The 24,613-nt window shown below is 59.6% G+C and carries 20 protein-coding genes; 8 read left to right on the top strand and 12 right to left on the bottom strand.

From position 1 onward, the window contains the following. The first annotated feature begins 153 nt into the window (after nucleotides 1-153). From RHSP_RS27280 to RHSP_RS27265, 5 genes are all read left to right on the top strand, one after another. Nucleotides 154-912, top strand: coding sequence for a response regulator transcription factor (locus RHSP_RS27280; protein WP_004126430.1), 759 nt, complete (start codon nucleotides 154-156; stop codon nucleotides 910-912). Between the two features lie 769 nt (nucleotides 913-1,681). Beyond that, complete coding sequence (locus RHSP_RS35915) at nucleotides 1,682-1,813, top strand: hypothetical protein (protein WP_276307850.1); 132 nt, start codon at nucleotides 1,682-1,684, stop codon at nucleotides 1,811-1,813. A 348-nt stretch (nucleotides 1,814-2,161) separates the two neighbouring features. Beyond that, complete coding sequence (gene kynU, locus RHSP_RS27275) at nucleotides 2,162-3,409, top strand: kynureninase (RefSeq protein WP_004126428.1); 1,248 nt, start codon at nucleotides 2,162-2,164, stop codon at nucleotides 3,407-3,409. Between the two features lie 55 nt (nucleotides 3,410-3,464). After that, a complete protein-coding gene (nadE, locus tag RHSP_RS27270; protein ID WP_004126426.1) occupies nucleotides 3,465-4,286 on the top strand; it encodes an ammonia-dependent NAD(+) synthetase in 822 nt (273 codons plus the stop codon). A 241-nt stretch (nucleotides 4,287-4,527) separates the two neighbouring features. Continuing rightward, complete coding sequence (locus RHSP_RS27265) at nucleotides 4,528-6,165, top strand: dihydroxyacetone kinase subunit DhaK (RefSeq protein WP_004126423.1); 1,638 nt, start codon at nucleotides 4,528-4,530, stop codon at nucleotides 6,163-6,165. Nucleotides 6,166-6,226: 61 nt separating this feature from the next. Here the strand turns inward: RHSP_RS27265 and RHSP_RS27260 are convergent, their stop codons facing one another. From RHSP_RS27260 to RHSP_RS27250, 3 genes are all read right to left on the bottom strand, one after another. Then, nucleotides 6,227-6,787 carry a GNAT family N-acetyltransferase gene (locus RHSP_RS27260; protein WP_004126420.1) on the bottom strand — a complete coding sequence of 187 codons (561 nt, stop codon included), beginning with the start codon at nucleotides 6,785-6,787 and terminating at the stop codon, nucleotides 6,227-6,229. Nucleotides 6,788-6,803: 16 nt separating this feature from the next. Then, nucleotides 6,804-9,167, bottom strand: a complete 2,364-nt coding sequence (locus RHSP_RS27255; RefSeq protein WP_004126416.1) for an Orn/Lys/Arg family decarboxylase — start codon at nucleotides 9,165-9,167, stop codon at nucleotides 6,804-6,806. A gap of 206 nt (nucleotides 9,168-9,373) precedes the next feature. Continuing rightward, entirely contained in the window at nucleotides 9,374-10,291 is a 918-nt protein-coding gene (locus tag RHSP_RS27250) for a GGDEF domain-containing protein (protein ID WP_004126413.1), read from the bottom strand. A 308-nt stretch (nucleotides 10,292-10,599) separates the two neighbouring features. Between RHSP_RS27250 and RHSP_RS27245 the strand changes: the two genes are divergently transcribed. Next, complete coding sequence (locus RHSP_RS27245; protein WP_004126410.1) at nucleotides 10,600-10,902, top strand: alkylphosphonate utilization protein; 303 nt, start codon at nucleotides 10,600-10,602, stop codon at nucleotides 10,900-10,902. A gap of 230 nt (nucleotides 10,903-11,132) precedes the next feature. Beyond that, the gene (locus tag RHSP_RS27240; RefSeq protein ID WP_004126408.1) at nucleotides 11,133-12,506 is read left to right on the top strand and encodes an ISNCY family transposase; all 1,374 of its coding nucleotides are present in this window, start codon (nucleotides 11,133-11,135) and stop codon (nucleotides 12,504-12,506) included. Nucleotides 12,507-12,825: 319 nt separating this feature from the next. On the opposite strand, the gene RHSP_RS27235 is transcribed toward RHSP_RS27240, so the two are convergent. Beyond that, nucleotides 12,826-13,128, bottom strand: a complete 303-nt coding sequence (locus tag RHSP_RS27235) for a PsiF family protein (protein WP_004126405.1) — start codon at nucleotides 13,126-13,128, stop codon at nucleotides 12,826-12,828. Nucleotides 13,129-14,052: 924 nt separating this feature from the next. Beyond that, nucleotides 14,053-14,358, bottom strand: coding sequence for a hypothetical protein (locus tag RHSP_RS34100; protein WP_004126402.1), 306 nt, complete (start codon nucleotides 14,356-14,358; stop codon nucleotides 14,053-14,055). A 447-nt stretch (nucleotides 14,359-14,805) separates the two neighbouring features. On the opposite strand from RHSP_RS34100, the gene RHSP_RS27230 reads away from it, so the two are divergent. Further along, nucleotides 14,806-17,097, top strand: a complete 2,292-nt coding sequence (locus RHSP_RS27230; RefSeq protein ID WP_004126399.1) for a bifunctional diguanylate cyclase/phosphodiesterase — start codon at nucleotides 14,806-14,808, stop codon at nucleotides 17,095-17,097. Between the two features lie 53 nt (nucleotides 17,098-17,150). Here RHSP_RS27230 and RHSP_RS27225 read toward each other — a convergent pair whose 3' ends face one another. From RHSP_RS27225 to RHSP_RS27195, 7 genes are read right to left on the bottom strand one after another with little or no spacing between them, the layout of a single operon-like run. Next, a complete protein-coding gene (locus RHSP_RS27225) occupies nucleotides 17,151-18,074 on the bottom strand; it encodes an intradiol ring-cleavage dioxygenase (protein WP_004126396.1) in 924 nt (307 codons plus the stop codon). A 7-nt stretch (nucleotides 18,075-18,081) separates the two neighbouring features. Further along, nucleotides 18,082-19,836 (bottom strand): FAD-dependent oxidoreductase, encoded by a 1,755-nt coding sequence (locus RHSP_RS27220; protein WP_004126394.1) that lies wholly within the window; start codon nucleotides 19,834-19,836, stop codon nucleotides 18,082-18,084. Continuing rightward, nucleotides 19,829-20,944: a branched-chain amino acid ABC transporter permease gene (locus tag RHSP_RS27215; RefSeq protein WP_051074156.1), complete on the bottom strand. Its 1,116-nt coding sequence runs from the start codon at nucleotides 20,942-20,944 to the stop codon at nucleotides 19,829-19,831. Before RHSP_RS27215 ends, RHSP_RS27220 begins: the two co-directional genes overlap by 8 nt. Before the next feature lie 7 nt (nucleotides 20,945-20,951). Beyond that, a complete protein-coding gene (locus RHSP_RS27210) occupies nucleotides 20,952-21,815 on the bottom strand; it encodes a branched-chain amino acid ABC transporter permease (protein WP_037154795.1) in 864 nt (287 codons plus the stop codon). Then, entirely contained in the window at nucleotides 21,802-22,524 is a 723-nt protein-coding gene (locus RHSP_RS27205) for an ABC transporter ATP-binding protein (protein WP_200863298.1), read from the bottom strand. Before RHSP_RS27205 ends, RHSP_RS27210 begins: the two co-directional genes overlap by 14 nt. Beyond that, nucleotides 22,524-23,243 (bottom strand): ABC transporter ATP-binding protein, encoded by a 720-nt coding sequence (locus RHSP_RS27200; RefSeq protein WP_037154792.1) that lies wholly within the window; start codon nucleotides 23,241-23,243, stop codon nucleotides 22,524-22,526. Before RHSP_RS27200 ends, RHSP_RS27205 begins: the two co-directional genes overlap by 1 nt. Nucleotides 23,244-23,293: 50 nt before the next feature. Continuing rightward, complete coding sequence (locus RHSP_RS27195; protein WP_037154788.1) at nucleotides 23,294-24,574, bottom strand: ABC transporter substrate-binding protein; 1,281 nt, start codon at nucleotides 24,572-24,574, stop codon at nucleotides 23,294-23,296. Nucleotides 24,575-24,613 lie beyond the last annotated feature (39 nt).

Raw genomic sequence — 24,613 nt, 5'->3', positions numbered from 1 at the left:
TAATACGTTCATATAAATCTAAAATAGAGGGGACCGAGATGAAAAACGAAGAAAAGCCTCGACTCAAACGGATTATATGCTCTCTAAATCGAGTAAATACTGAGGAAGTTGCAAAAAATACAAAATCAAAATTTAGAGTTGGGGACAGCGGCCATGATTGGACAATCGCTCACAGGTGACAAATTCATCGCAGAACCGGGCGCACGTATCATTTCAGTTCGGACATCCGACGCCTTGAAGCCGTTTATCGCGGCCGATATCGATGAGTGGGAAGACTACATCCTTCTCATCGATTCCCGCGCGCTGGATCGCGAGTGCCTATCGAAGAGTTTGACGGAGTGCGACAGCGCCCTGCATATCGTTACCGTCGGGTCGCTGGACGAATGGCACATGCGCAATATGGAAGTATTGCCATCCGCCGTGCTTTTCATGATCGGCGGACGCAAGGTTTCCGATGCCGACGTCAGTGCCAAGATCTGTGCCTTGGTGGAACGGTTCCAGACTAGCCCCGTGATCGTGGGGGCAGACGGCGATGAGCTTGCTCAACTATTGCATGCGCTGGAATGCGGCGCGCGCGGCTACATCCCGACGAGCGTCGGAATAAAGGTTGCCGCGGAAGCTGTGGCGCTCGCACGCGCGGGCGGTGTCTTCGTGCCGGCAAGCAGCCTGCTGGCGGCCAAGGAAGCAATCGCCCCTGTGGCCAGCCGAAATTGCTGCCTCGACAGCCTGTTTACACCGCGCGAAGTCGTGGTCGCGGAAGCGCTGCGGCGGGGCAAGGCAAACAAGATCATCGCCTATGAGATGGATCTTTGCGAAAGCACCGTCAAAGTGCACATTCGCAACATCATGAAGAAGCTAAATGCGACGAACCGAACCGAAGTCGCCTACAAGATTCGCGAGCTTGTTCGGTAATACTTCTTCTTGGCGATTATTTCTCATTGTGCGAAGTATAGTTTGACGAAAAAATCTTGCCATATTTCGCAACCATCGGCCCCAGCATCGGGGCAAGCCGACAGCCTTAAGGGCTAACCGCCGGAGAGCCGGGCTGTAAAATCGCGGCTTACGAATGGAAAGGCCATGCGATTAGCATGGCGCTGGGCGATCATATGCGCGACCATAGACGCTAAATGATCGGTGCTTTTCTTAGCCCCAGACCTCTGATCCCCAATATATCGCTCGGCGTGTGAGTTTACGATTGCAGAGCCGGAGCGTCCGCGGCGCAGACGCGAGATGCCGGGAACATTGTTTTCACAAAGGTCGAACTTGCCCGTGAGTTCCCGACGAATTGCAATGGTCGGGAGCGCTTGATTGCAAAGTCGAAAATCATTGATCGAGGAGATCGCAGGCGAGGAGCTCTGCCTCGTTGACCCGAGGCAGAGCTGGAGCCTTATTGGGGCACCGCGTGCGAGCGCTTGATTGGGGGCGTAAGCAACTCGCACGGACCAAAGTTATAACGGGCAGCTGAAAGGCACCTGAAAGCGCTGAAGCAGAATAGTCCCTTTAGCCCCGTTACATTTGCTCAGCCGTGCCCATCGCTCTGGCTGAAGCGATTCGTCGCACAGATCTATGTTCAGCTGCATCGCCACCAACGGAACCTGTTCTTCTCGCCAAGTCTCGCCGGAAGGGGCCTAAACACCTCGACGAACAGCAGTATTCAGAGCTTCTCAAGAAGGCTTCGAATGTGAAGCACCACACGGCGCTGATGGAAGCAGCTCTGGCACGCGACGAGAAAAAAGCCATCGCTCTTCTCGTGGAAGATATCGGCCTGACGGTCGGCACTTATGAGACAGTCCAGCACGAGACTGGCGTGTAGGGCGCGTGCCGTCACCTCACGGCAGAGGTATTCAGTCGAGCTCATAGGTCGTGCGCAACGCGCTCAGCTTCGGAGGGGCCGGGACGCCGACGCCTCGAAAGAAGCTCCTCACACGCATCGATCGGCATTTTCCGACCTTGTCGAATGCTAGTTGCCCAGAATGCTGAACGGCGCTCAGGCGTCCGAAAACATATATCAGGAGCCAGAAAGACAAATAATATATATAAATTTATTCTTATCGCAAAAATATATATTTTTATTTGACGAGAGATGGACGGGGGCTATGATCCCGCAGCACCCCAAAGGGGGAGCGCGACGTCTTTCGCATCTGGGAGGAAACGAGACACCATGATTGCAATTCCCGATCTTTCAGCCATCGAAGCCATGGACGCGGCCGACCCGTTGCGCGCCTTCCGGGCACGTTTCGTCTTGCCGGAAGGCGTAACCTATCTCGACGGCAATTCGCTGGGCGCGGCAGCACCGGCCGTCTTTGCCGAGTTGCGGAAGGCTGCGGAGGAGGAGTGGGCAGAAGGCCTGATCCGGAGCTGGAACACGGCCGGCTGGTACGATCTGCCGATCAGGCTCGGCGACCGCATCGGTCGTCTGATCGGCGCGGCACCCGGCCAGACCGTGGTGACCGACACCACCTCGATCAACATCTACAAGACCTTACGCGCGGCGATCGCCATGCGCCCCGGCCGCAACGTCGTCGTCGCGGAAGTATCCAGCTTCCCGACCGATCTCTACATGGCTGAAGGCGCAATCTCGTCGATACCGAGTGCAAAACTGAGGCTCGAGGGCATCGATGCGGCATCGATCGAAGACCTTATCGATACGGACGTTGCCGTCGTCCTCGTCAACCACGTCAACTACAAGTCCGGCGAGATGCGCGATATGGCCGCGCTCACGAAGAAGATCCAGGATGCCGGCGCGCTCGTGATTTGGGATCTCTGCCATTCGGCCGGCGCATTGCCGGTATCGCTCGATGAAGCGAACGCCGATTTCGCGGTCGGCTGCACGTACAAATATCTGAACGGCGGCCCCGGCTCGCCTGCCTTCGTCTATGCGGCAGCACGCCATCACGACGCCATGAACCAGCCACTGAGTGGCTGGTTCGGCCATGCCCGGCCCTTCGCCTTCGAGCATAGCTACGCGCCCGGCCAGGGCATTCGTCGTTTCCTGTGCGGCACGCAGTCGGCCTTGGCGCTGCGGGCGCTGGACGGCGCGCTCACGATTTGGGACGAGGTGGACATGCATGCCCTGCGCGCCAAGAGCATTCGCCTGACCGAGCTCTTCATCCAGCTCGTAGAAGCAAAATGCAGCCGCTACGGGGTAACGCTGAAAGGACCGCGCGATCCGGCGCGCCGTGGCAGCCAGGTTTCCTTCGTCCATGACAATTCCTACGAGATCATGCAGGCGCTGATCGAGCGCGGCGTCATCGGTGACTTTCGTGCTCCTGCAACCATCCGCTTCGGGTTCACACCGCTTTATGTAGGCTTCAAAGACGTGCTAAGAGCGGCGGAAGTTCTGGAAGACGTCCTGCGAACGGAAGCTTGGCGTGAGCCGCGTTTTGCCCTGCGAACGGCTGTGACCTGATCTGAAAGGCTTTCAGAGCTACCGAGCGTCATTCGCTTCATGGAGGAGAGCCTGGATGCAGGACGAGCAAAGCGCGATCATCGAGGAATTGGGCGTGGCCGCGCAATTCGACGCCGTGACCGAAGCCGAACGACGCACGGTCTTCTTGGCTGATTATCTGCGCACCAGCGGCGCCCGGACCTACGTCCTTGGCATCAGCGGCGGCATCGACAGTCTTACATCCGCTCTCCTGGCACAGGCTGCGGTACGCAGGCTGCGCCACAGTGGGTATGACTGCGAATTCGTCGCCGTGCGTCTGCCTTATGGCGTCCAGGCCGACGAAGCCGACGCACAGGCGGCGCTGGCGATCATCCGCCCCGACCGGCTGATGACGGTGAATGTCAAGCCCGCCACGGATGCGATGATTTCCGAAGTCAAGCGCGACGCACCTGAGCTTTTCGACAGGGAGCGAGAGGACTTCCATCATGGAAACGTGAAGGCGCGCGAACGGATGATCGCACAATATGCGATTGCCGGTGCCACGCATGGCATCGTGATCGGCACCGACCACGCCGCCGAGGCGCTCATGGGCTTCTTTACGAAGTTCGGCGATGGAGCGTCCGACATTCTTCCGCTTGCCGGGCTGAACAAGCGCCGTGTCAGAGCCGTGGCCAAAGTGCTCGGCGCACCGGACAGTCTCATCTTCAAAGTGCCTACGGCCGATCTTGAGACCAACGCTCCATTGCGACCGGACGAGGACGCTTATGGCGTGACTTACGACCAGATCGACGATTTTCTCGAAGGCAAACCCGTCGACGAGACGGCACGCGATCGCATCCTGACAAAGTTCCGTGCTACCGCGCACAAGCGCGCCCTTCCTGTGACCCCGCTTGACTGATCGGAGGGTCGCGCCGCGCCATTGGCGAGATCAGGCACTCCTCAACTCGCCAAGCCGTAGGCGCTGGCCATAGTCTATGCGGTTGCGAAATGCCGCGCCTCGTGGAAGTTCTGCCACCGCGGGCGGCGTCGAGCGTCGTTTGCGGGTTCAATGGGATGACCCCGTGGAAACACCCGTGCTAGGCTGGGCGTGACCGCATTCTTGAACATCGCCATCATGGCATCGTCGTGGGAGAATAGACGTGCACACCTTTTTCAACCGCAAGGAAGATATTGTCTCTGAGGCGATCGATGGTCTGGTCGCGGCGAGTGGCGGGAGGCTGGTGCGCTTTTCGGCGGATAGCAGCGCCAAAGTGGTTCTCAGGGCAGACTGGCAGAAATCGGGCGTTGCGATCATTTCCGGCGGCGGCTCGGGGCACGAGCCCTCCCATGCCGGGCTGGTGGCGGATGGTCTTCTGACGGCGGCAGTCTGCGGCGAGGTCTTCGCGTCCCCGAGCGTGGATGCAATCCTGGCCGGCATCGTTGCCGTGACGGGCGAAGCCGGGTGCCTGCTCGTCGTCAAGAATTACACCGGCGACCGGCTGAATTTCGGTCTCGCCGCCGAGAAGGCCAAGGGGCTCGGGTTGAAGGTGCAGATGGTCATCGTCGCCGACGATCTGGCGACCTCCCAGTCCCGGCAGCCGCGCGGCATCGCTGGCACCTTGTTCATCCACAAGATCGCCGGCCATCTTGCGCGTGCCGGTGCCTCGCTCGAAGACATCTCGGCTGCCGTCGAACAGGCGAACCGGGGGATCGTCACAATCGGCGCTGCGCGCGACACCTGTACCGTTCCCGGCAATCCGAAGCTTGACCGGATCGGTCCGGACGAAGTCGAGATCGGCTTGGGGATACATGGCGAGGCCGGCGTCGAGATCGCCGCACCTGCAAGCTCAAGAGCATTGATCGACGATCTGGTGTCGCGCCTTGCGCCCCGGCTCAAACCAGATGCCGAATACGCCGCGATCTTTAACAATCTCGGTGGGCTCTCCAATCTGGAATGCCTGGTGCTCTTCGCGGATCTGATGAAGTCGGCGCTTCGTCCGAAGATCCGCTATATTGCCGGGCCGGACGCAGTGATGACGGCGCTTGAAATGCCCGGATTTTCGATCTCGCTTCTCGAACTGACGCCGGAACGCGAGATCCTCCTCACATCGCCGACGGCATCTTCCCATTTTCCGCAATTCGAAAGGCTTCGCGACGTGCAGCCGATCGCCGCCCCTGTTGTCGAGGCGAACGAAGTCTTTGCCGCTTCGAGGGATGATCGGGTCCGCGCCGTCGTCGAGACGATCATTGCCGCCTGTATAAGCATGGAAGGCGCAATCAATGCGCTTGATGCGAAAGTCGGCGATGGGGATACGGGCAGCACCTTTGCCGGAGCTGCAAGAATGGTCCAGGCGGCCATCGACACCTTGCCCTTCGCCGATGGCTCCGCCTTGTTCGCCGCCCTCAGCGACCTCAAGCGCAAGGCCATGGGCGGCTCGAGCGGAGTGCTGTTTGCCATCATGATGGCACGCAGCGCAGATGCTTGCCGCCACTCCCAGGATTGGGTTTCAGCCCTTGCCGAGGGCCTTGACGCGATGCAGCAATATGGCGGGGCGAAGCTGGGAGACCGGACGATGATAGACGCGCTCTCGCCGGCGCTCGCAGCGCTTGGAAGAGGAGAGGGGATGGCCCCGGCTGCTGCGGCAGCTCGGCTTGGAGCGGATGCGACCGCCAATATGACACGCGCCAATGCGGGTCGGTCGTCCTATCTGGACGCCCGGTCGCTGGAAGGCATCGCCGATCCGGGCGCAGAGGCGATCGCACGTATTTTTGAGGCTCTGGCGGCGCACCCTCGCTAAAATCGATAACCTTGAAGCCCCCGCCGTAATGTGAGGCGACGGGGCGGGGCGCATGCCCACATCAGCGGGTGGAGAGCGGTGGGGGCGGGGGCGGCGCAGTAGAGCCCGAGCCCAGCGAGCGCTGCACCATGACGCTGTCGGCCCAATGGCCATAGCGATAGGCCACCCCCGGCAGCAGACCGACGCGAACGAAGCCGAACCGCTCGTGCAGGGCGAGCGAGGCAACGTTGTCCGCGTCGATATAGCCGATCATCTGCCGGAAGCCGGCCGCCGCACAGGCATCGATCAGCCCGCGCATCAGCAGGCTCCCGACACCCTGGCCGACATGGTCGTGATGCACATAGATCGAGTGCTTGACGGTGTAGCGATAGGCCGGGCGTTTGCGGAACAATACCACATAGGCATAGCCCACGACCTTTTCGCCTTCGAGCGCCACGACATGAGGGAACCTGCGGTTCTTCAGATTCTTGCGACGTTCCCGCAGATCGTCCGGTTGCGGCGTATCGCTATCGTCCACCCCATCCTCGACGCCGCGGCGAATGTGGCGGCGATAGATGGCCAGCATGGCATCGACATCAGTCTCGCGAGACGGACGAATGACGATCGTTTTGTTCTGCTCCATGATCGAATCCGAATTCTCAGGCCTGTTCCGCAACGACATAAGTATAGAGCCGGATGCGGCCGGATTCATCGATCTCGCGATAGAGTCCTTGAATCTCGACTTCAAAGCCCGGGAAAATGTTGAAGCAGGTTTCAAACATCTTGAGGTAGTCGATCATGGGCTTTGCGCGTTCCGTCAAACGCTCGCCCGGCACGATGGTTGCAATACCCGGCGGATAGACCACGAAGGGCGTTGTCGCGATACGGCCGGCGATCGCATCGATCGGCAGATAGTCCACGTCGTTGCGCACCAGGCAGCGTGCGGCGTCATGGGGCGAGAGCGCGATCGGCGGCAAGTGGTCAGCGGAGAACTGCTTGGTCTGAAGCGCGCTGACATCAGCCTGGCGGAAGAAGCTGTGCATGTCCGTGCACAGATCGCGCAGGCGCACACCGGCATAGCGGCCTGGCCGGCGACGGTAGAATTCCGGAATTGCTTCCTCGAGCAGCGCATTATCGTCATAGAGCTTCTTGAAGGCGACGAGACCGCTGATCAAGGTGCCGGCCTTGCTCGCTTCGACGCCCGGGGTAAGGAGGAACAGCAGCGAATTGAGGTCATTCTTCTCCGCGACGATGCGGTTTTCGCGCAGATATTGCGCGACTACGGGCGCGGGAATGCCATGCTCGGTGTATCTACCGCTTGCCCGGTCGAAGCCGGGGGTGAGCAGGGTGAGCTTGTTCGGGTCCGTCATGGCGAATCCCGGCTCCATGTCCGAAAATCCATGCCACGCCGCGCCGGGCGTCAGGTGCCAGAAGGCGGGATTGGTGGCGAGCTGATCGGTGGCGACGCTCTCCCACGGCACGTCATGCACTGCGCCGGGGCTGGACACATCCGGGATCGCCACGCGATCCGGCACGAAGGGCTCGAAGAACCAGCGGCGTTCGGGACGGTTCTCCTTTTCCTCGAATTCACGGCGCACGGCACGGATCTTCTTGCGAAGCTCGATACCGAGGCGGATCGTGTCGTCCCATAGCACTTCGCCCGAGCGGCCCTTCATCATCTGCGCGCCGACGTCGAGCGAGGCGAACAGCGGATAGAAGGGCGAGGTCGATGCGTGCTGCATGAAGCTCTCGTTGAAGCGCCGATGCTCGACGCGGCGCTTCTGGCCGGTGATGTGCCGGTCCTTCATGTGGATCTGCGAGGCCTGGGAGAAGCTTGCGAGCTGCTTGTGGGTTGATTGCGTGGCGATGATCCCCGGTGCGTCGGGGCCAAGATCGGCAAGCCCCATGGCAAAGCGTCCGGCATAGAGCGGATGAAATTTCATGAAGCCGGCCCAGGCCTCGTCGAAAAGGATATAGTCGCACAGATGGCCGATGCGCTTGAGGATCATCTCGGCATTATGGATGGTGCCGTCATAAGTGCACTGCTCCACCACGGCGACGCGGAACGGACGCGGCTTCTTATAGGCCTCCGGATCCTTCACCAGCGGATGGGTGCGGATGCGCTCGCGCAATGCCTCCTCGTCCATGGTCGCGAAATCCATGGGACCGATCAGACCATAGACGTTGCGGATGGTCGGCAGGTAGATCGGAATGCCGCCTGATATCATCAAGGCGCCGTGATGGGCGGCCTTGTGGTTGTTGCGGTCGAACAATACGAGATCGCCATCGGTGACGAGTGCCGAAAGCGCAACCTTGTTTGACGTGGAAGTGCCGTTCAGGACGAAATAGGTCTTCTCGGCGCCGAAAATCTTCGCCGCTTCTTTCTGTGCGGCAAGGGCCGGGCCTTCGTGGGTCAAAAGGTCGCCGAGATCGAGCACCGAATTGTCGAGATCGTCGCGGAACACCGCTTCGCCCAGATGCTCCATGAACACCCGGCCGATCGGGCTGCGGCTGTAGAAGATGCCGCCATTGTGCCCTGGGCAGGTCCAGAGCTGGTTGCCTTCCTCGGCGTAATCGACCAGCGCGCCGAAAAAAGGCGTCTTCAGCGTCTCGGCATATTGCTTGAGCCGGCTGATGAGGCTCTTGGCGATGAAGGCGGGCGTTTCCTCGGAAAGGAAGACATAGCCGTCGATGAAGTCGAGCACCTCGACCGGCACATCCTCGAAGCGCTTACGGCGGATCAAAAGGATGATCGGAAATTCCAGGCCACGGCGACGCATCAGATTGATGAGCGAGGCCGTCTTGCCCTCAAGCCCCTTCTTGCCCCAGTCGACCAGCATGCAGCCGATGGCGGCGTCCGTCTGCACGGCGATCTCGGCATCTTCGATATTGCGTGCCCGCACGACCTCGAAACCGGAGCGCTCGATCTCCTCGATGATATGGTTGTAGCGGGCGCCTTCCAAATCCTCGCTGTCAAAGGTCGGCGTTGCGAACAGAAAATTGAAACGTCTGAAATAATCCATCTTGATACCCGCTTTCGATTAGGCACGAGGTGTCGACGCATTTCATGACATGGATGTGACAGACGATCGGATGTTCGAAACGTGTTGATAAGGAAGCATTCTCTAAAGTTGCACACCATGCTTGATATCCAGCATCGGCTGCCGTCGAGCGGCCAACTGCTCAATCGGGACGACACGCCAGGGCAATGTCTTCGCTTAGGCTTGGACTAGGATAATCTTGCCGCGCCGAACGAATGTGCGTTCGGATCAAGGCACACCTGATCGCGTCCATTCAACTTCGCGGCGTAGAGGGCGAGGTCGGCTCTTCTATAGAGATCATTGACGTCGTCGCCACGGAGGAGGGGCGCGATGCCGGCAGAAAACGTGTAAAAGAAGTCGGCCTGATCAGGCAGCGGCCGCGATTGTCTTACGGCGAGCAACATACGATAGACAATCGCCTCGGCGCGGGCTGGTGTGGTTTTCGGAAGAATCAGAGCAAACTCCTCGCCTCCCACGCGTCCAAAAATGTCGGTCTTGCGGGCCATTTTCTGAAGGGTTGCTGCAAAATCTCTAAGGACGGCATCGCCGACGATATGGCCGAAGCGATCATTGATCGCCTTGAAGTTATCGATGTCGAATATCGCAAGACATCCGACCGGCGCTGCTGCATCGCCCTGACCGCCAACGAGCTCGTCAAGCTTTGACATGACGAACCTTCGGCTCGGAACGCCCGTCAATTCGTCGGTCTGCGAGGCCTTCAGCGCAAAATCGCGGTCTTGCCGCAGGGTGCGTTCATCGGACCGGATCGTGGTGATGTCGCTTGCGACGCAGAGCATCCAGCCGCTGTGCTCGCTGGTCTCCGTCATCCAGAGCCAGCGGCCATCGTGAAGATCGGTCTCGAACGCGCGAAACCCGCTTTTCCCCCGTCTTGCCTGCGTCGTCAGCAGCCAGCTCTCGAAATCGGTGGTTTTGATGATCGTTCCGCGCATGGCATGATAGTTGCGGCGCATGAGCTCGGACCACAGCGGATGCTCGTTATCGTCGATGAACCATGCCATGCGAAACGCACGGTTGGCAAAACGAAGGCGATCATCCTGATCGTACACGGCGACAAGTGCCCCCGAACCCTCTATCAACTGCGCCATCCGCAATATGTATTCAGCATCACCCAAGGCCATCATGCCCTCAGACTGGTTTGTATCGCCCCGAACTATGACCGGCAGGGATAAAATTTATGTTAGGATGAGCAGGAAGCATTGTCACGTCGTCCGCGGTTTGACGGATCGCAGATGGCGGCTCAAAATTGAGTTTTGAACATCTCCAGGCGTCACTCCAACCCAAATCATCGACAAAATTATTGATTTGGACGTGAAAATGTCGCTTTAGGTGTTTGGCAGAAAACAAGCCGAGACGAGAATTCTGCCCGAAAGATTTGAAACGAGAAAAGACTGATATGAGCGAGCAAGACGACGAGTATATCTATGACGAGGCAACCGGCGAATGGCGGCCCGCATCGGAAATCGCGGCGGAGAAAGCCAAGGCTGCGGAGGCCCGCGATGCATCGGGCAATGTCCTCGCGGATGGTGACTCCGTTGTTCTGATCAAGGACCTCAAGGTCAAAGGTGCCGGCCAGACGCTGAAGCAGGGAACCGTAATCAGGTCGATCCGGTTGACCGACAATCCGGAAGAGATCGATTGCCGCCACGACACCATCAAGGGTCTCGTTCTGCGCACGGAGTTCGTACGCAAGCGCTGATCTGTGCGAGACCCTTCGTATGGTTCGCCCGGCACGTGTCTAAGAGACTGCATCACTGTTGACGCTTTTTGCCGGGGCGTCCGGCTGGCGGCGCGCAATGCTGATATCGGGCTCGGTTCCATAATTCTTGTTATCTGATTTGCGCGTGTAGCCGCAAAGTTGAAGTGTCCTGTTTTTGCAAAGTTGGAATGTCACTCTCCCCGGGTTTTTGATGACCTGGGAGATTGCGGATGGGACTGATTGCGATGAGCGAGCGCGATCTGCAGCGGATCGAGATTTTGTCGAAGGTGATCGCCGGCCGCATGACGCTGGTGTCGGCGGCGCATGTGCTTGATCTGAGCACGCGCCAGGTCCGTCGTCTTCTGGATCGGATCAGCACTGGCGGTGCGGCGTCGATCCGGCACAAGGCGATCGGCCGGCCGTCGAACAATCGGATTTGTGATGGCGTTCGCGATTACGCGGTGACGCTGGTTCGTGAGCGCTATGCGGATTTCGGGCCGACGCTGGCGGCCGAGAAGCTTGCCGAGCGCGATGGCTTGCGGGTGTCACGCGAGACGCTTCGAAGCTGGATGGTGGATGCCGGCCTCTGGCTGTCGCGCAAGCAGCGGCGGACGTTTCATCAACCGCGGCTGCGGCGCGAAGCCTATGGTGAGCTGGTGCAGATCGACGGCTCCGAGCACCGTTGGTTCGAGGACCGCGGACCGCCGTGTTCGCTGCTGGTGTTCGTCGACGATGCGACCGGCAAGCTGATGCAGTTGCGCTTTGTTCGTTCGGAAAGCGCCTTCACTTACTTCGAGGCGCTGGAGCTCTATCTGAAGCGGCACGGCGCACCGATCGCCTTTTATTCGGACAAGCACTCGGTGTTCCGGGTGGCGAAGAAGGATGCCAAGGGTGGCCAGGGCATGACGCAGTTCGGGCGGGCACTCTCGGAACTAAACATTGAGATTCTTTGTGCAAATTCGAGCCAGGCCAAGGGTCGGGTCGAGCGGATGAACCGGACGCTGCAGGACCGGCTGGTCAAGGAGCTCAGGCTTTCTGGCATCGACACCATGGAGGCTGGCAATGCGTTCTTGCCGGGCTTCATGGAGGACTACAATGCGCGATTTGCAATCGTCCCTGCCCGCCCGGACAACCTGCACCGGCCACTGAATCTGGCGCCGGATCGGTTGACGGAGATCCTGTGTAAGCGCGAGCAGCGTTATGTCGGATCGCAGCTGACGTTTTCGTTCGAGCGCCAGCGGATCATGCTGGAGGAGACCGAGGTGACGCGCGGTCTGGTGGGTCGCTATGTCGAGACCTATGCTTATGCGGACGGTCGGCTGGAGGTGCGTTGGCAGGGGTATTCCCTGCCCTACACCGTGTTCGACAAGGATCAGCGGGTGACGCATGCGGCGATCACCGAGAACAAGCGGTTGGGTGATGTTCTTGCCTATATCAAGGAGCGCCAGGAGCAGCAGGACAAGCCGAAGGTGAAGAGCAACAGCGACAAGAATGGCTACGTCAAACGTGCTCGTGGGCCAGGCCGGCGGAAGGACTTCATGAGTGATCAGGCGGTGATTGCGCGGCGGGAGAAAGCGCTGTCGCGGCGACAAGCTGCGGAGTGACATATCGATCGGATAGTCTCAAAGCTAAAGCCGAAGGGGCGTAATTATCACCCGCCCCGATCTGATCTTGCAACCGGATCAGCCGATCAGATCGTGGCTGGTCGTTGTGCCGCGTGGCGGCCAAGCGGACATTTCTACTTTGCCAGACAGAAGACATTCCAACTCCTCCGCCACAGCGCGCGGAGTTTGGCGGGTCCAAAACATTCGTTCGAGGACCGTAAATCCCCAACTGACAAGGGGCCGGAGATTGCTCTCCGACCCCGTTCTATATTTTAGCGCACGCATGTGCTTTCAATTTGGCCGTTCGGGTCGACGAGCTTCAGCTCTTCTTCATGGCAGCGGCCTTGCACTGCTCGCGGAATTTCTTGCGATCCTTGCCATGCAGACCCTTTGCGTCGGCATCAGCCGAACACTTTTTGGAAACGGCCTGCTTCTGCGTGTCGGCAACGGCCGGCTTGGCAGCCGTGGTCGTGGCCGGCTTCGCCGTTGTTGTCGTGGTAGTGGTAGCTGTGGCAGCCGGTTTGACGGCAGTGCTGGTGGTTGCGGGGGTTGAAGATGCGGCGAAAGCCGAACCGGAGAATGCCAGCATGCCGGCGAGAGCGAGAGCGTAAGTGATTTTCATGTGTTGCCTCCGAAAGTTAGGGGGTGTCTTAAGGGACACCTGCATTTGTGCATGTCTCATCTGAACCGGATATGAATGCCTGAAATGATGTGTGGAATCCTCACTCGCCTCGCCCGTCGGATTGTCGTTCTCCTGTGATGAACGGATACTGTTCTTCTGTCTTCCAATAACAATAGCTCGCTTCGACCAAGTGATTTCATCACGATGGGAGGGTTTGTTAGCTCGGTTTGCCGGCTTTGGTTGGTGCGGCTCCTTCATCGCCGTGGCAGCGCTTGCTTGGTGCTTGCTCGAGATTAACTCTGTTTGCCGCGGTATAAGTGCCGCTGTCATCGACCCACGTCTTCATTTTGCCGGTGGCGTTGTCGCCGTGTTAGCGGCTATGACAGCCACGGCAAAGATAGCCATTATTGGAACGGGTACGGATTGGTTCACGACGACAGAGCGGGCAGCCCGTTGTTAACCGCGGTAATCATTCGGAAATGCTTAGATAGTTGCGAAGTTAGTTCGCGCCATTTCCGCGGCGATCGAGACATCATTCAAGATGCCAAGTGACATTTAAGATGTCGGTTGCGATCTGTATTCCAGCTTCGCGAAGGAAGACAGGCATCTCCTGCCGACCCTTGTCGATCAGGGGGAGAAGGACGTCAAATGGTCGGCTGCCGACCGGCAGCTGCGCACCGGCCGAGCCTCCGACAAATCCTCATTCCGCAGACCGGGGCGGGAAAAGTTCCAGACGCTCCGACTTGCTCCAAGAAATCGCGCTTGCAGGTATTGCGTCATCGCCCTGCTCTACTGGAATCACCTCGCCTGCCCGTCCACCAACGCTGACGGAAACGTCCTTGCCGTCGCTATCCGTTCGCTCGACAACACTGCGATCCGTCCTGCGCTCGATATCATGCACATGCCGCCTTTAGCGGGCGCCGGTCAGTAGCGGTAGTAACGGTAATGAGAGTGATGGCGATGGTGACGGTGATGACCCTTGTACCAGCCGCGATGATGGCCGCGCCAGTAATGGCTCCTGTAGCTGCGATGCGATCGCCAGTGGTGAGGCCTGTGATGTCGCGGACCGTGCCAATGGCCATGGTGGTGGCGATGATAACGAACCGTCTGAACAGATGATTGAACCTCCGGCTTCGCCATGTTCATCATCGGCATGGCAGACGCAGCGCCCGCGCCGATCAGCAAGCCGATACCGAGGATTGCAGCAAGCAGACTTCTAAAGATTTTCATAGTGAGCCTCCATGATCATCCTCATCCTGGAACCACGAGGCTGAACAGCGCATGAATGATCGCGGATCCGGCGCTCGGCTAGCATGGTCTCGACCAGACCTAGCCCGGCGGAAGTCTGAGGTGCAGCCAGCGATGTGGTTGACGATTAACGGTGAGAAACGATGATTCTTCTGATTGATGGTCGGCGCGATCAGGTAGACAGGGAAACGAAAGCCCCGCGCATTTTCGCCGACAAATATCGGCAAATTCCCGCGTCTTCTTATCACTCATGAAAGCGTGGTGAGGTCATGTGAGCGTTCGAGAGTTTCCTCCGCTCTGGAACGGATAGCAACCTTGCGACGATCACCGGTAGAGCCGCGGACTCATCTGGAATTCGGCGCTTGGGGTTAGCGTTGCTTTAAAGAAACTCTGCAAGAGTGGAGATCTGTCCTCAAAAATGGCAATCTGATGAAGTTTCGAAGAAATCCAAAGATATTGTGCGGTTTCGCGAGCTCCACAGTGAGTAATACTAGCGCATTTGCTCCCGCTATATTTGCAGCGGTTATCGCAATAATCGTCGTATGCGTGGCGACGAATTGGCAACAGGAACGCTCGCGGGCCGATGAACGAGCAGCTGTTGCCGGTGAGCTTGCCACCATATCATCCCGGCTTCAGACAAACCTCAATGGCAATGTGAAGCTGCTGCAAGGCCTGGCTGCTGGTATTGCCGTCAATCCGGCGATGGACCAGAACGCTTTTTCCAAACTTGCCGCGCGGATCTTGCAACCCGATTCGCAATTGCAAAGCTTCGCCGCCGCGCCAGGCATGGTGGTAAGGTGGGTTTATCCAGAAAAAGAAAACGAAAGGGTTATCGGACTCGACTACCGAACGAACGAAAAGCAAAGGGATGGCGCGATGCTGGCGCGCAACACCCACAATATCGTCCTGACAGGCCCTGTGGAACTTGTTCAGGGTGGAACTGCCTTCGTGGTCAGGTGTCCGGTCTATATAGATGACGGAGCAAGCCAGATCTTCTGGGGCCTAATTTCGGGGGTTATAGACACATCGAGGCTCTACCAAGATAGCGGGCTTGGTTCGGCCGATCTCGAGATTGCCATCAGCGCCGTACCCGAACCAAACTTGCCCAACCAGGTTTTTCTCGGCACCTTGGAGACTTTCTCGAAGCAACCGGTCGAGGCATATGTCAATACGATGTATGGCCGATGGACCCTCGTCGCCGTGCCTACGGGCGGATGGGGTCGAAACAAGGGCATAACCGCTTTTGAACTTTATGCGAGCCTGTTGTCCTTATGTGTCGTTGCGCCGATTATCTGGGTTGGGTTTCTGACCAAGTCACGCCAAAAAACCATTGAAAAGCTTCGATCTAATAAAAAGAAGCTCGTTCAGGCGCAGCAAAGGCTGGAGTACTTGTCGTTACACGACCCATTAACGGGGCTTCCTAATCGACGTTTTGTTGACCGGATGATCTTGCAGCCGCGTAGACCTGGTCCAAAAGATTGCCTGATACTCATTCATATCGACTTGGATCGTTTCAAAGAGATCAACGACACGAAAGGGCATGCTGGGGGAGATACGCTCCTGCAGGCAACCGCTTTGCGTCTGACCGAGTTGACAGGTCCGAACGACGTGGCAGCTCGGATCGGTGGAGATGAGTTCATTTTCGCCAGCTGGAGTGACGATCCCGGGCTCAGAGCAGGCGAGTTGGCCCAGCAGATAGTCACCACACTACAACAGGCTCTTTTCATTGACGGTTCAGAGTGTGTCGTCGGCGCAAGCGTTGGCGTTGCCTGGGAAACCGAATGCGCGAACACCCGAGACTTCAGCCAGTTGCTTCTAAATGCTGATTTGGCTCTGTACGAAGCAAAGAGAGCGGGCCGTGGCCAGGCGGCCATTTTCACCGAAGAGCTTCGCAGCGCTGCGGTCCATTCGAAAGAGCTGGCGGACGAATTCAACCAAGCGCTCGACCGCGACGAACTGGTTGCATTCTTCCAGCCGCAATTCGATGCAGGCACATTGGATATCGCCGGCGTAGAGACCCTTGCCCGCTGGGATCACCCGCGAAACGGTCTGCTCAGCCCGGACAAGTTTCTCGACGTAGCGGAGAGACTGGGGCGTTCCGGCGACATGGATCGGCTGATTCTTAAAAAGGCGCTGTTCGAGCTCGCAAGATGGGATGGCTTGGGAATGCGCATCCCGCGCGTCTCGGTCAACATCTCAGCGCGCCGATTGATTGAAACAAACCTGTTCACCGAATTGTCCGAGCTTCCCTTCGCCAAGGGGCGCCTCTGCTTCGAACTGCTTGAGACAATCGCGTTCGATGATCTCCAACCCGTTCTCAATGAGATCATTCCGGCCGTCAAAAAGCTCGGTATCGAAATCGAGATCGATGATTTCGGCACCGGACATGCCAGCATCGTCAGCCTGCTGAGATTCGAACCGCGAAGGCTGAAGATCGATCGCGAAATTATCAAGCCGATTGTCACGTCATCGTCTCAACGTCGCCTGGTCTCCTCGATTATCGAAATCGGGCGGTCGCAGAACATCGACATTGTTGCCGAGGGCGTGGAGACAATGGAGCATGCCAGGATTCTGAAAGATCTTGGTTGCCATCTGCTGCAAGGTTACGCTCTCGCGCGGCCGATGACTTCGAAGCAGTTGATCGAATTCTGCCGCGCGAAGAACGAGGACTCGTACAGGCGAGGTCAAGACTACGCCCTGCTTTCCGGCGCCGCAGGCTAGAGAGCAATCCTAACGCAAAACCGCCTCGCGCTTTTGCTGGAATTGCTCCGGTTTTACAATGTCCCTGACGCCCCTGCCCTGCTCTCCGTATTGGCGTTCTTTTCCCGCGCCAGCACGAAATCATGCTCGACCTGCCAGAACGGCCCATGGAAGCCGAGTTCCTTGGCGCGGACGGCATCGTCCTTCAGTCTGAATTCAGCAAGCAGGCTCTCCTTGACCCCGAACACGGCATCGGAATGGATGTAGGGATCGTCGGGATCGAAAATATGGGTCGTCAGCGTTTCGAAGCCATCCGCCTTGATAATGTAGTGCAGATGGGCCGGCCGGTAGGGATGGCGTCCGAGTGCGCCGAGCAGCTGCCCCACCGGACCATCCTCCGGGATGGGATAGTATTTCGGCTTCACTGCACGGAACCAGTAGTGTCCATCCTTGCCGGTGCGGAATATGCCGCGCAGATTGAAATCCGGCTGGATGCCTTTCTGCTGGACGTCGTAGAAGCCTTCGTCATTCGCCTGCCAAACGTCGAGCACCGCGTTTTCGATCGGCCTGCCGTCGGTATCGAGGATGCGGCCGCTGATCACCATGTCCTCGCCCTTCTGGTCGAGGCAGATATTGGCGCCCATCGGCAGTTCCGGCGCGTCCGCGACATGGAAAGGCCCCAGAACCGTGCTTTCCGATGCGCCCGACGGCTTGCGGTTGTTGATCGCGTCGACCAACATCGATACGCCGAGCACATCCGAGAGCAGAATGAATTCCTGCCGCCAGTCGGTGCAGGTATGACCGGTGCGGGTGAGGAAAAAGATCGCCTCCATCCACTCGTCCTGGGTCGGCTCCAGCTCCTTAACCGTCTCGTGCAGCTTGCGGGTGACGACCTCCATCACCTGCTTCAGCCGCGCATCCCTGGCATTGGCGTTGCGGCTCGTAACCACCTCGACGGAATTTTCCTCGGTGAAATAGCCCTTTTCTTCTACGCTCATGATCGCCTCACAGATCCAGAATTGTCTTCAAAACGCGGCGAAGCTCGCGCTCGGGCTCATCGACCGCCGCAAGCGAGCGCCAGGCCACATGATGATCCGGTCGCACGAGCAGTGCACCGGCATCGCGGATTTCGCGGGCGCGCGCCCAGTCTCCTGTCAGGTCCTGCCACTCCTGCCGCGGGCCGATCTTGTGAACGGCAATCGGCAGGCCGAACTCCTTCGACAGGGCTTTTGCCGCCGCGACCCAGCCGTCGCCGCCGATGCCGGTCAACACCGTGAAGACGCCGTGGCCGGTGAGATCGAGGCTCGATACCTTCTGGCCGCTATCGTTGAAAAGCCAGACATGCGGCAGTCGTGCGCCGGGCCACGTCGTCGGCTGGAAATGCAGTTCTGCATCCTTCTCGAAGGCCGGCTCCGGCTGGTCGTCCTTGACGACGGCGTTCGAGGCGTAGCGATGGTTCATCTCTACGCCGTGCGCATCGAACTCATAGACCTTGTCGGCAATCGCCTCGCGGATTGCCGTGCGCTGGCGCTCGGCATCGGCGGTGTCATTGCAGCGCGCATCCATGTTCTGCTGCATCTTCACCGGATCGACGGAATCGAGCAGACCCAGCGACTTGAAGATCGGACCGAATTCCTCGATCGATTTGTTGGCGCGGGTGACGATCTGCTTGGCGACCGGCGCGCGCTCGGCCTGGTAGCTTTCGAGCAGGCGCATGCCGGCCTGGCCCTTGAGCACCAGAGCGAGCTTCCAGGCGAGGTTGAAGCCATCCTGGATCGAGGTGTTGGAGCCGAGGCCATTCGAGGGCGGATGGCGATGGACGGCATCACCCATGCAGAACACCCGGCCGTTCGACATGGTGGTCGCGTACATGTTGTTCACGGTCCAGGTGGAGACGGATTTGATCTTCGGCTTGAGATCGGCAACGCCCACCAGTTCGCGCACGACCTTGGTGGCGAAGGCGTCATCGACCTGTGGCGCCGGCTGATTGATGTCATAGCCCCAGACGATCAGCCATTCGTTCCACGGCCGCACCATGCGCACCAGACCCATGCCGATGCCACCGACGTCGGCGCCGGGCTGCAGCACCCAATAAAGCACCGAGGGCCGGTGGGCGACGTACCGAGAAAGATCCGCCTCGAACAAGATGTTCATCGAGCCGGCTACACCCATCTTGCCTTCGAAGGTCAGGCCCGCATGTTCAGCCACCTTGGAGTTACCGCCATCGGCACCGATCAGGAATTTCGAGCGGATGGTCAATTCCTTGCCGGTCAACCGATCAAGGCAGGTCGTGGTGACGCCTTCCGCATCCTGAACATGGCTCAGATATTCCGTCGACATGCGGGCTTGCGCCCCGCGCGAACAGGCCGTCTTGAACAGAAGCGGCTCCATATAGGTCTGCGGCAGGTCGTTCATGTGGGCAGGCGAAGACAGCTGATGTTCCGCGCGCGAGAGCGGATGGTTGCCCCAGCTCTGCATGCGGCCGATCTCCTCGCCGGCGACCGCCGTGCAGAAGACGTTCTGTCCCATCAGATCCTGTTCGACCGCGAAGAGATAGGCCTCCTCCTCCACATCGCGGCCGAGATCGCGCAAAACTTCCATCGTGCGCTGGTTGGTGATGTGCGCGCGTGGCGTGCTCGCCAGCCAGCGATAGCGGTTGATGACCATCGGCTCGAGACCATGGGTCGCAAGCAGTGCGGCCGTCGCCGAGCCGGCGGGTCCCGTACCGATGATCAGAACGTCCGTGGTGATGTCAGCCATGTGGCCCTCCCTTTTCATCATTTAGCATTGATCCGCCGCTCAGCAGGCGGCGGACCGGAAAGAGTTCCCAGCCGGTGCGGCTGGAGATGAGACCCCAGAGACCCCGGGGCGCGAACAGCATCGTGACGATGGCGAGCGCGCCGAGAGCGAGCAAATACCAGGAGCCGTAGCTCGAAAAGGCATTCTGCAGCAGGAAGAAGACGAGCACGCCGACGAGCGGCCCTTCGATGGTGCCGATGCCGCCGATCACGACGATGAAGACGACATAGGCGGTCCAGTCGGTGAGCGAGAAGGCGGCGTCAGGCGAAATCCGTGCCTTCTGCAGATAGATGAGCGCGCCGACCATGCCCGTCACGAAAGCGGTCGCCATGTAGACGACGATCTTCAGCCGGCGGGCATCGACGCCGAGCGCACGCGCCGCCGTCTCGTTGTCGCGCACGGCGGCAAGGCCGAGCCCCTGCTTGCTGCGCAGCAGCCGGTAGATGAATCCGATCGTCAAAGCGGTGAGAGCCAGCGCCAGCCAGTAGGCAAGCGCGTCGGCTGCGGCTGCAGAACGCATGCCGAACCAGTTTTGCAGCAATGAAATACCCAGCATGTCCTTGGTGGCTTCGCGCGGCAACGAAGTACCCGTTCCGCCGCCGAGCATCTTCCACTGGGCGAAAAGCAGCCGTCCGACTTCGGCGATGACCCATGTGCCGATCGCGAAATAGGGACCGTAAAGCCGGAAGGAGAAGAATGCGGCCGGCGCGGCGATCAGCATTGCGAAGAGCCCGGCGAGCGGAATGGCGAGGATCGGATCGATGCCGGCGAGAATGACGAAGCCGAACAGCGCATAGGCGCCGCAGCCAACGAAGAGCTGCTGCCCGACCGAGATCAGTCCGGCGTAGCCGGCAAGCAGGTTCCAGCTCTGCGCCAGTGCCAGCATGGTCAGGATGAAGAAGAGATCCTGCACGACGCCGCGCGACACCAAGAAGGGTGCGGCTGCGAGCACGACAATCGCGCTGAGCGAAAGGATGGCGAAGAGGCTGGAAAGCCTTGTGCGCGTTTCCACCCGCCAGCTTGGCGGCGCTGCGATTTCAGTCGACATTGTTTCGAAACCTGTGGTCATGGCCGCCTCAATCCACTGCCCGAGGGAAAAGGCCGCGCGGCCGGAAGAGCAGCACGAGCAGGAAGGCGATATGCCCGGCAAGGATCTGCCATTCGGGATTGATCGCCGCCCCGACCGTCTGAGCAATCCCCAGGATGACGCCGCCGGCAAGCGTGCCCCACAGCGAGCCCAGGCCGCCGATGATGACGGCTTCGAACGCGTAGATCAGCCGCGCCGGCCCGGCCGTCGGATCGAAATTCGCGCGCATGCCGAGATAGAGCGCCGCGACAGTTACGATCATCATCGCAAGCCCGGTCGCGATGGCGAAAATGGAATTGGGCCGGATGCCCATCAGGCTCGCCGTGACAACATCATCCGAAGTCGCCCGGAAGGCGCGACCGAGCTCGGTACGATAGATGAGCTGGTTGAGCCCGACGACGACAAGAACGGCTGAAGCAAAGGTGAGGAGCGGCATCAAGCCGGCACTGACGCCGCCAAATTGCAGCGAGGCCGTCTCCAAAGCACCTGCAGAGATACGCCGGCTGTCGGCGGTGAAGCCTTCCAGAAGACCGTTCTGGATCACGATCGACAGACCGAACGTGACGAGCAGCGGCGGCAGGATGTCCTTGCCGAGGGTTCGGTTGAGCAGATGATATTGCAGCAGCCAACCGACGGCGAACATCAAAGGTGCGGCGATCAGCGCAGCCAGGAAGGGATCGAGCCCGAGCAAGGAGACAAGCACCAGGATCAGGAACGCCGCCAGCACGATAAGATCGCCGTGAGCGAGATTGACGAGGCGCATGATGCCGAAAACGAGGCTCAGGCCCGCCGCAAATAGGGCGTAAAGCCCGCCGAGCAGAACACCTTGCAGAAGCGTATCAAGCCAGTTCATGGGTGTCCGCTCCGAAATAGGCCGCATGGATCTCTGCGCGATCGAGCTCGGCCGGACGCCCGGTCAAGGTGATGCGACCCTCCATCATGCAATAGACACGGTCGGCGACCTTCAGCGCCTGGGCGATATCCTGCTCGACGATGACGATGGCCGCGCCAGCGGCACGGATATGAGTGAAGGCGGCGTAGATGTCCTTGATGACGACAGGCGCGAGGCCGAGGCTCAGCTCGTCGCAGAGAAGGACTTCCGGATTGGACATCAGCGCGCGGCCGATCGCGACCATCTGCTGCTGTCCGCCGGAAAGTGCGGTTGCCGGATTGCGGCGTCTCTCCTTCAGAACTGGAAAGAGTGAATAGATGCTGTCGAGCGTCCAAGGTCCGGCGATCCGGCGGCCATAGCGGCCGATCTGCAGATTTTCCTCGACCGTCAGCGACGGGAACAGTTTCCGTCCCTCCGGCACCAGCGCAATGCCGCGGCGCACCACATCGGAAGCCGCCAATGCTCCGATCGGCTCGCCGCGATGCAGGACCATGTCCGGACTATTGGCGATCACGCCAGCGATGGAACGCATCAGCGTCGACTTGCCGGCCCCGTTCGCCCCGATGACGGCGATGGTCTCGCCGGCCTCCAGATGGAGATCAACGCCAAGCACAGCCTGGAAATCGCCGTAGGAGGCCTTGAGGTCATGGGTTTCGATGAGGCTCACCATCAGACTTCCATCCCCAGGTAGATCTCGCGCACCTCGCTCGATGCCATGATGGCATCCGGCTTGCCGATGCCGATCACCCGGCCGAAATTCAGCACGAGAATGCGCTCTGCCACTGCCGTCAGCGCGTGCAGCACATGCTCGATCCAGATGATCGCAATGCCGCGCTGGTGAACCCGCTTGATGGTCGAGACGAGCTGACGGCATTCGCCTTCCGTCAGCCCGCCGGCGATCTCGTCGAGAAGCAGCAGCTTCGGTTGGGTCGCGAGCGCCCGGGCCAGTTCCAGGCGCTTGCGTTCGAGCAGGGTCAGCGATCCGGCTGGTACATTGGCTTTGGCGATCAGGCCGGTTTCGACAAGGATATCCGCACAGAGAGTGGCAACGTCACCCTCGCTCGCCTTGGCGCCGAAGGCGCCTGCGACCAGCAGGTTTTCGTAGGCGGTCAAACGCTCGAAAGGCTGCGGGATCTGGAAGGTCCGGCCCATGCCGGCAAGGCAGCGCTGCATCGGCGGCGTATGCGTCACGTCGCGGCCGTCGAACTCAATCGATCCGCGGGCAACGGAGAGATTGCCGTTGATGAGATTGAACAGCGTTGATTTGCCGGCGCCGTTCGGGCCGATCACGCCGAGTGCCTCGCCGGGCTCGACGGTGAAGCCGATATCCTCGGCGACGACGAGTGCGCCGAAAGATTTCGAGACTCCCTTCAGTTCCAATATGGGCATTGTCGTTCTCCGTTGGAAACTGCCCGACGACGTGCCGGGCAGCCCTCCTCTCAAGCCAGGGCTTCGAGCTTGCCACCAAGCGGCACGTTGGGCGCCAGCCCGTTTTCGACGACGACGAGATCGTAACCGCCGCCCGATTTCAGCCGCCATTGGCCGCCGACCAGCGGCGTCTTGGCGACATTCTTCCGGGCGAAGGGCGGAAGTTTCTCGTTGCCCCAGGCAATCGGCCCGACGAGCGTATCGAGCTTCGTTTCGCCGATCGCCTTGGCAACCGCCTCGGCATTGCCCGCATCCTCGGTCCGCTTCATGACATCGACGGCGAGTTCAAACAGCGCATGGGCAAAGCCGATCGGTTGCGTCCATGGGCGACCGGTCGCCTTGGTGAAGGCAGCCGCGACCGTAGCGGCAGTCTCGCCCGTCAGCGACGATTTGAACGGATGTGTCGGTGTCCACCAGACCTCGGTCGACAGATTGTGCCCGGCATTCCCCAGCGCCTCGACAGTCTGCGGGAAAAGCAGCGCCTTGCCGATCGAGGCGACCTTCGGTTTGAGGCCCTGCTGCTTGGCCTGGTTCCAGAAGGTCGTCAGGTCGGGCGGGATCATCACTCCGGTCAGGATATCGGTGCCCGCTTGCTTGAAGGCATTGATCTGAGCGGAAAAATCGTCCGTCAGGTTCTGGTAGCGGCCGGTATCCGTCAGCCCGTAACCGAGCTTTTCGAGGACCGGCGGGAAGCCGACGACCTTGTCGCCCCAGGCATTACCGTCGCCATCATTCGGGAACAGGCCGCCAACCTTCTTGTTGGTCTCGATCTGGCTCCACATGCCGGTGAAAACAGCGATGATGTCTTCCAGGCCCCAGAAGAAGTGATAGGCGTAATTAAAGGGCTTCCACGAGGCGGGATCGCCGGGATTACCCTGCTGGCCGATGAACCAGGGCTGCCATGGCGCGACGGTGGAAATGCAGGGCATCTCCTCGCCCTCGCAAGTGGTGGAAACCGGATTGGTGGTTTCCGGCGTCGAAGAGACCAGCATCAGATTGATCTGGCTGTCGACGATCAGTTCCTTCGCCACTTGTGCGGCGCGGTTCGGGTTGGACTGGCTGTCCTTGACCACGACTTCGTAGTTGAGGCCCTTTGCCTTCGTCGTTGCCAGAAATGCATCGATGACGAACTTGTCGGCTTCGCCGAAAGCGGCGAGCGGCCCCGTCTGCGGGCTGACATAGCCGAGCTTGATCGCCGCATTCTTGGCAATCGCCGGCATGGCCAGGCCCGAGGTTGCCAGCAGCGCACCGCCGGCCGCCGTCGTCTTCAGAAAATCGCGTCTCGTGAACATGTTTCCTCCCCTCATCGTCTCTCCTCCCAAAGAGCGCGC

The organism is Rhizobium freirei PRF 81, assembly GCF_000359745.1.
GTDB classification, from domain to species: Bacteria; Pseudomonadota; Alphaproteobacteria; order Rhizobiales; family Rhizobiaceae; genus Rhizobium; species Rhizobium freirei.
The sequence above is the reverse complement of the archived record's forward strand: the minus strand, read 5'-3'. Positions and strand labels throughout refer to the sequence as shown.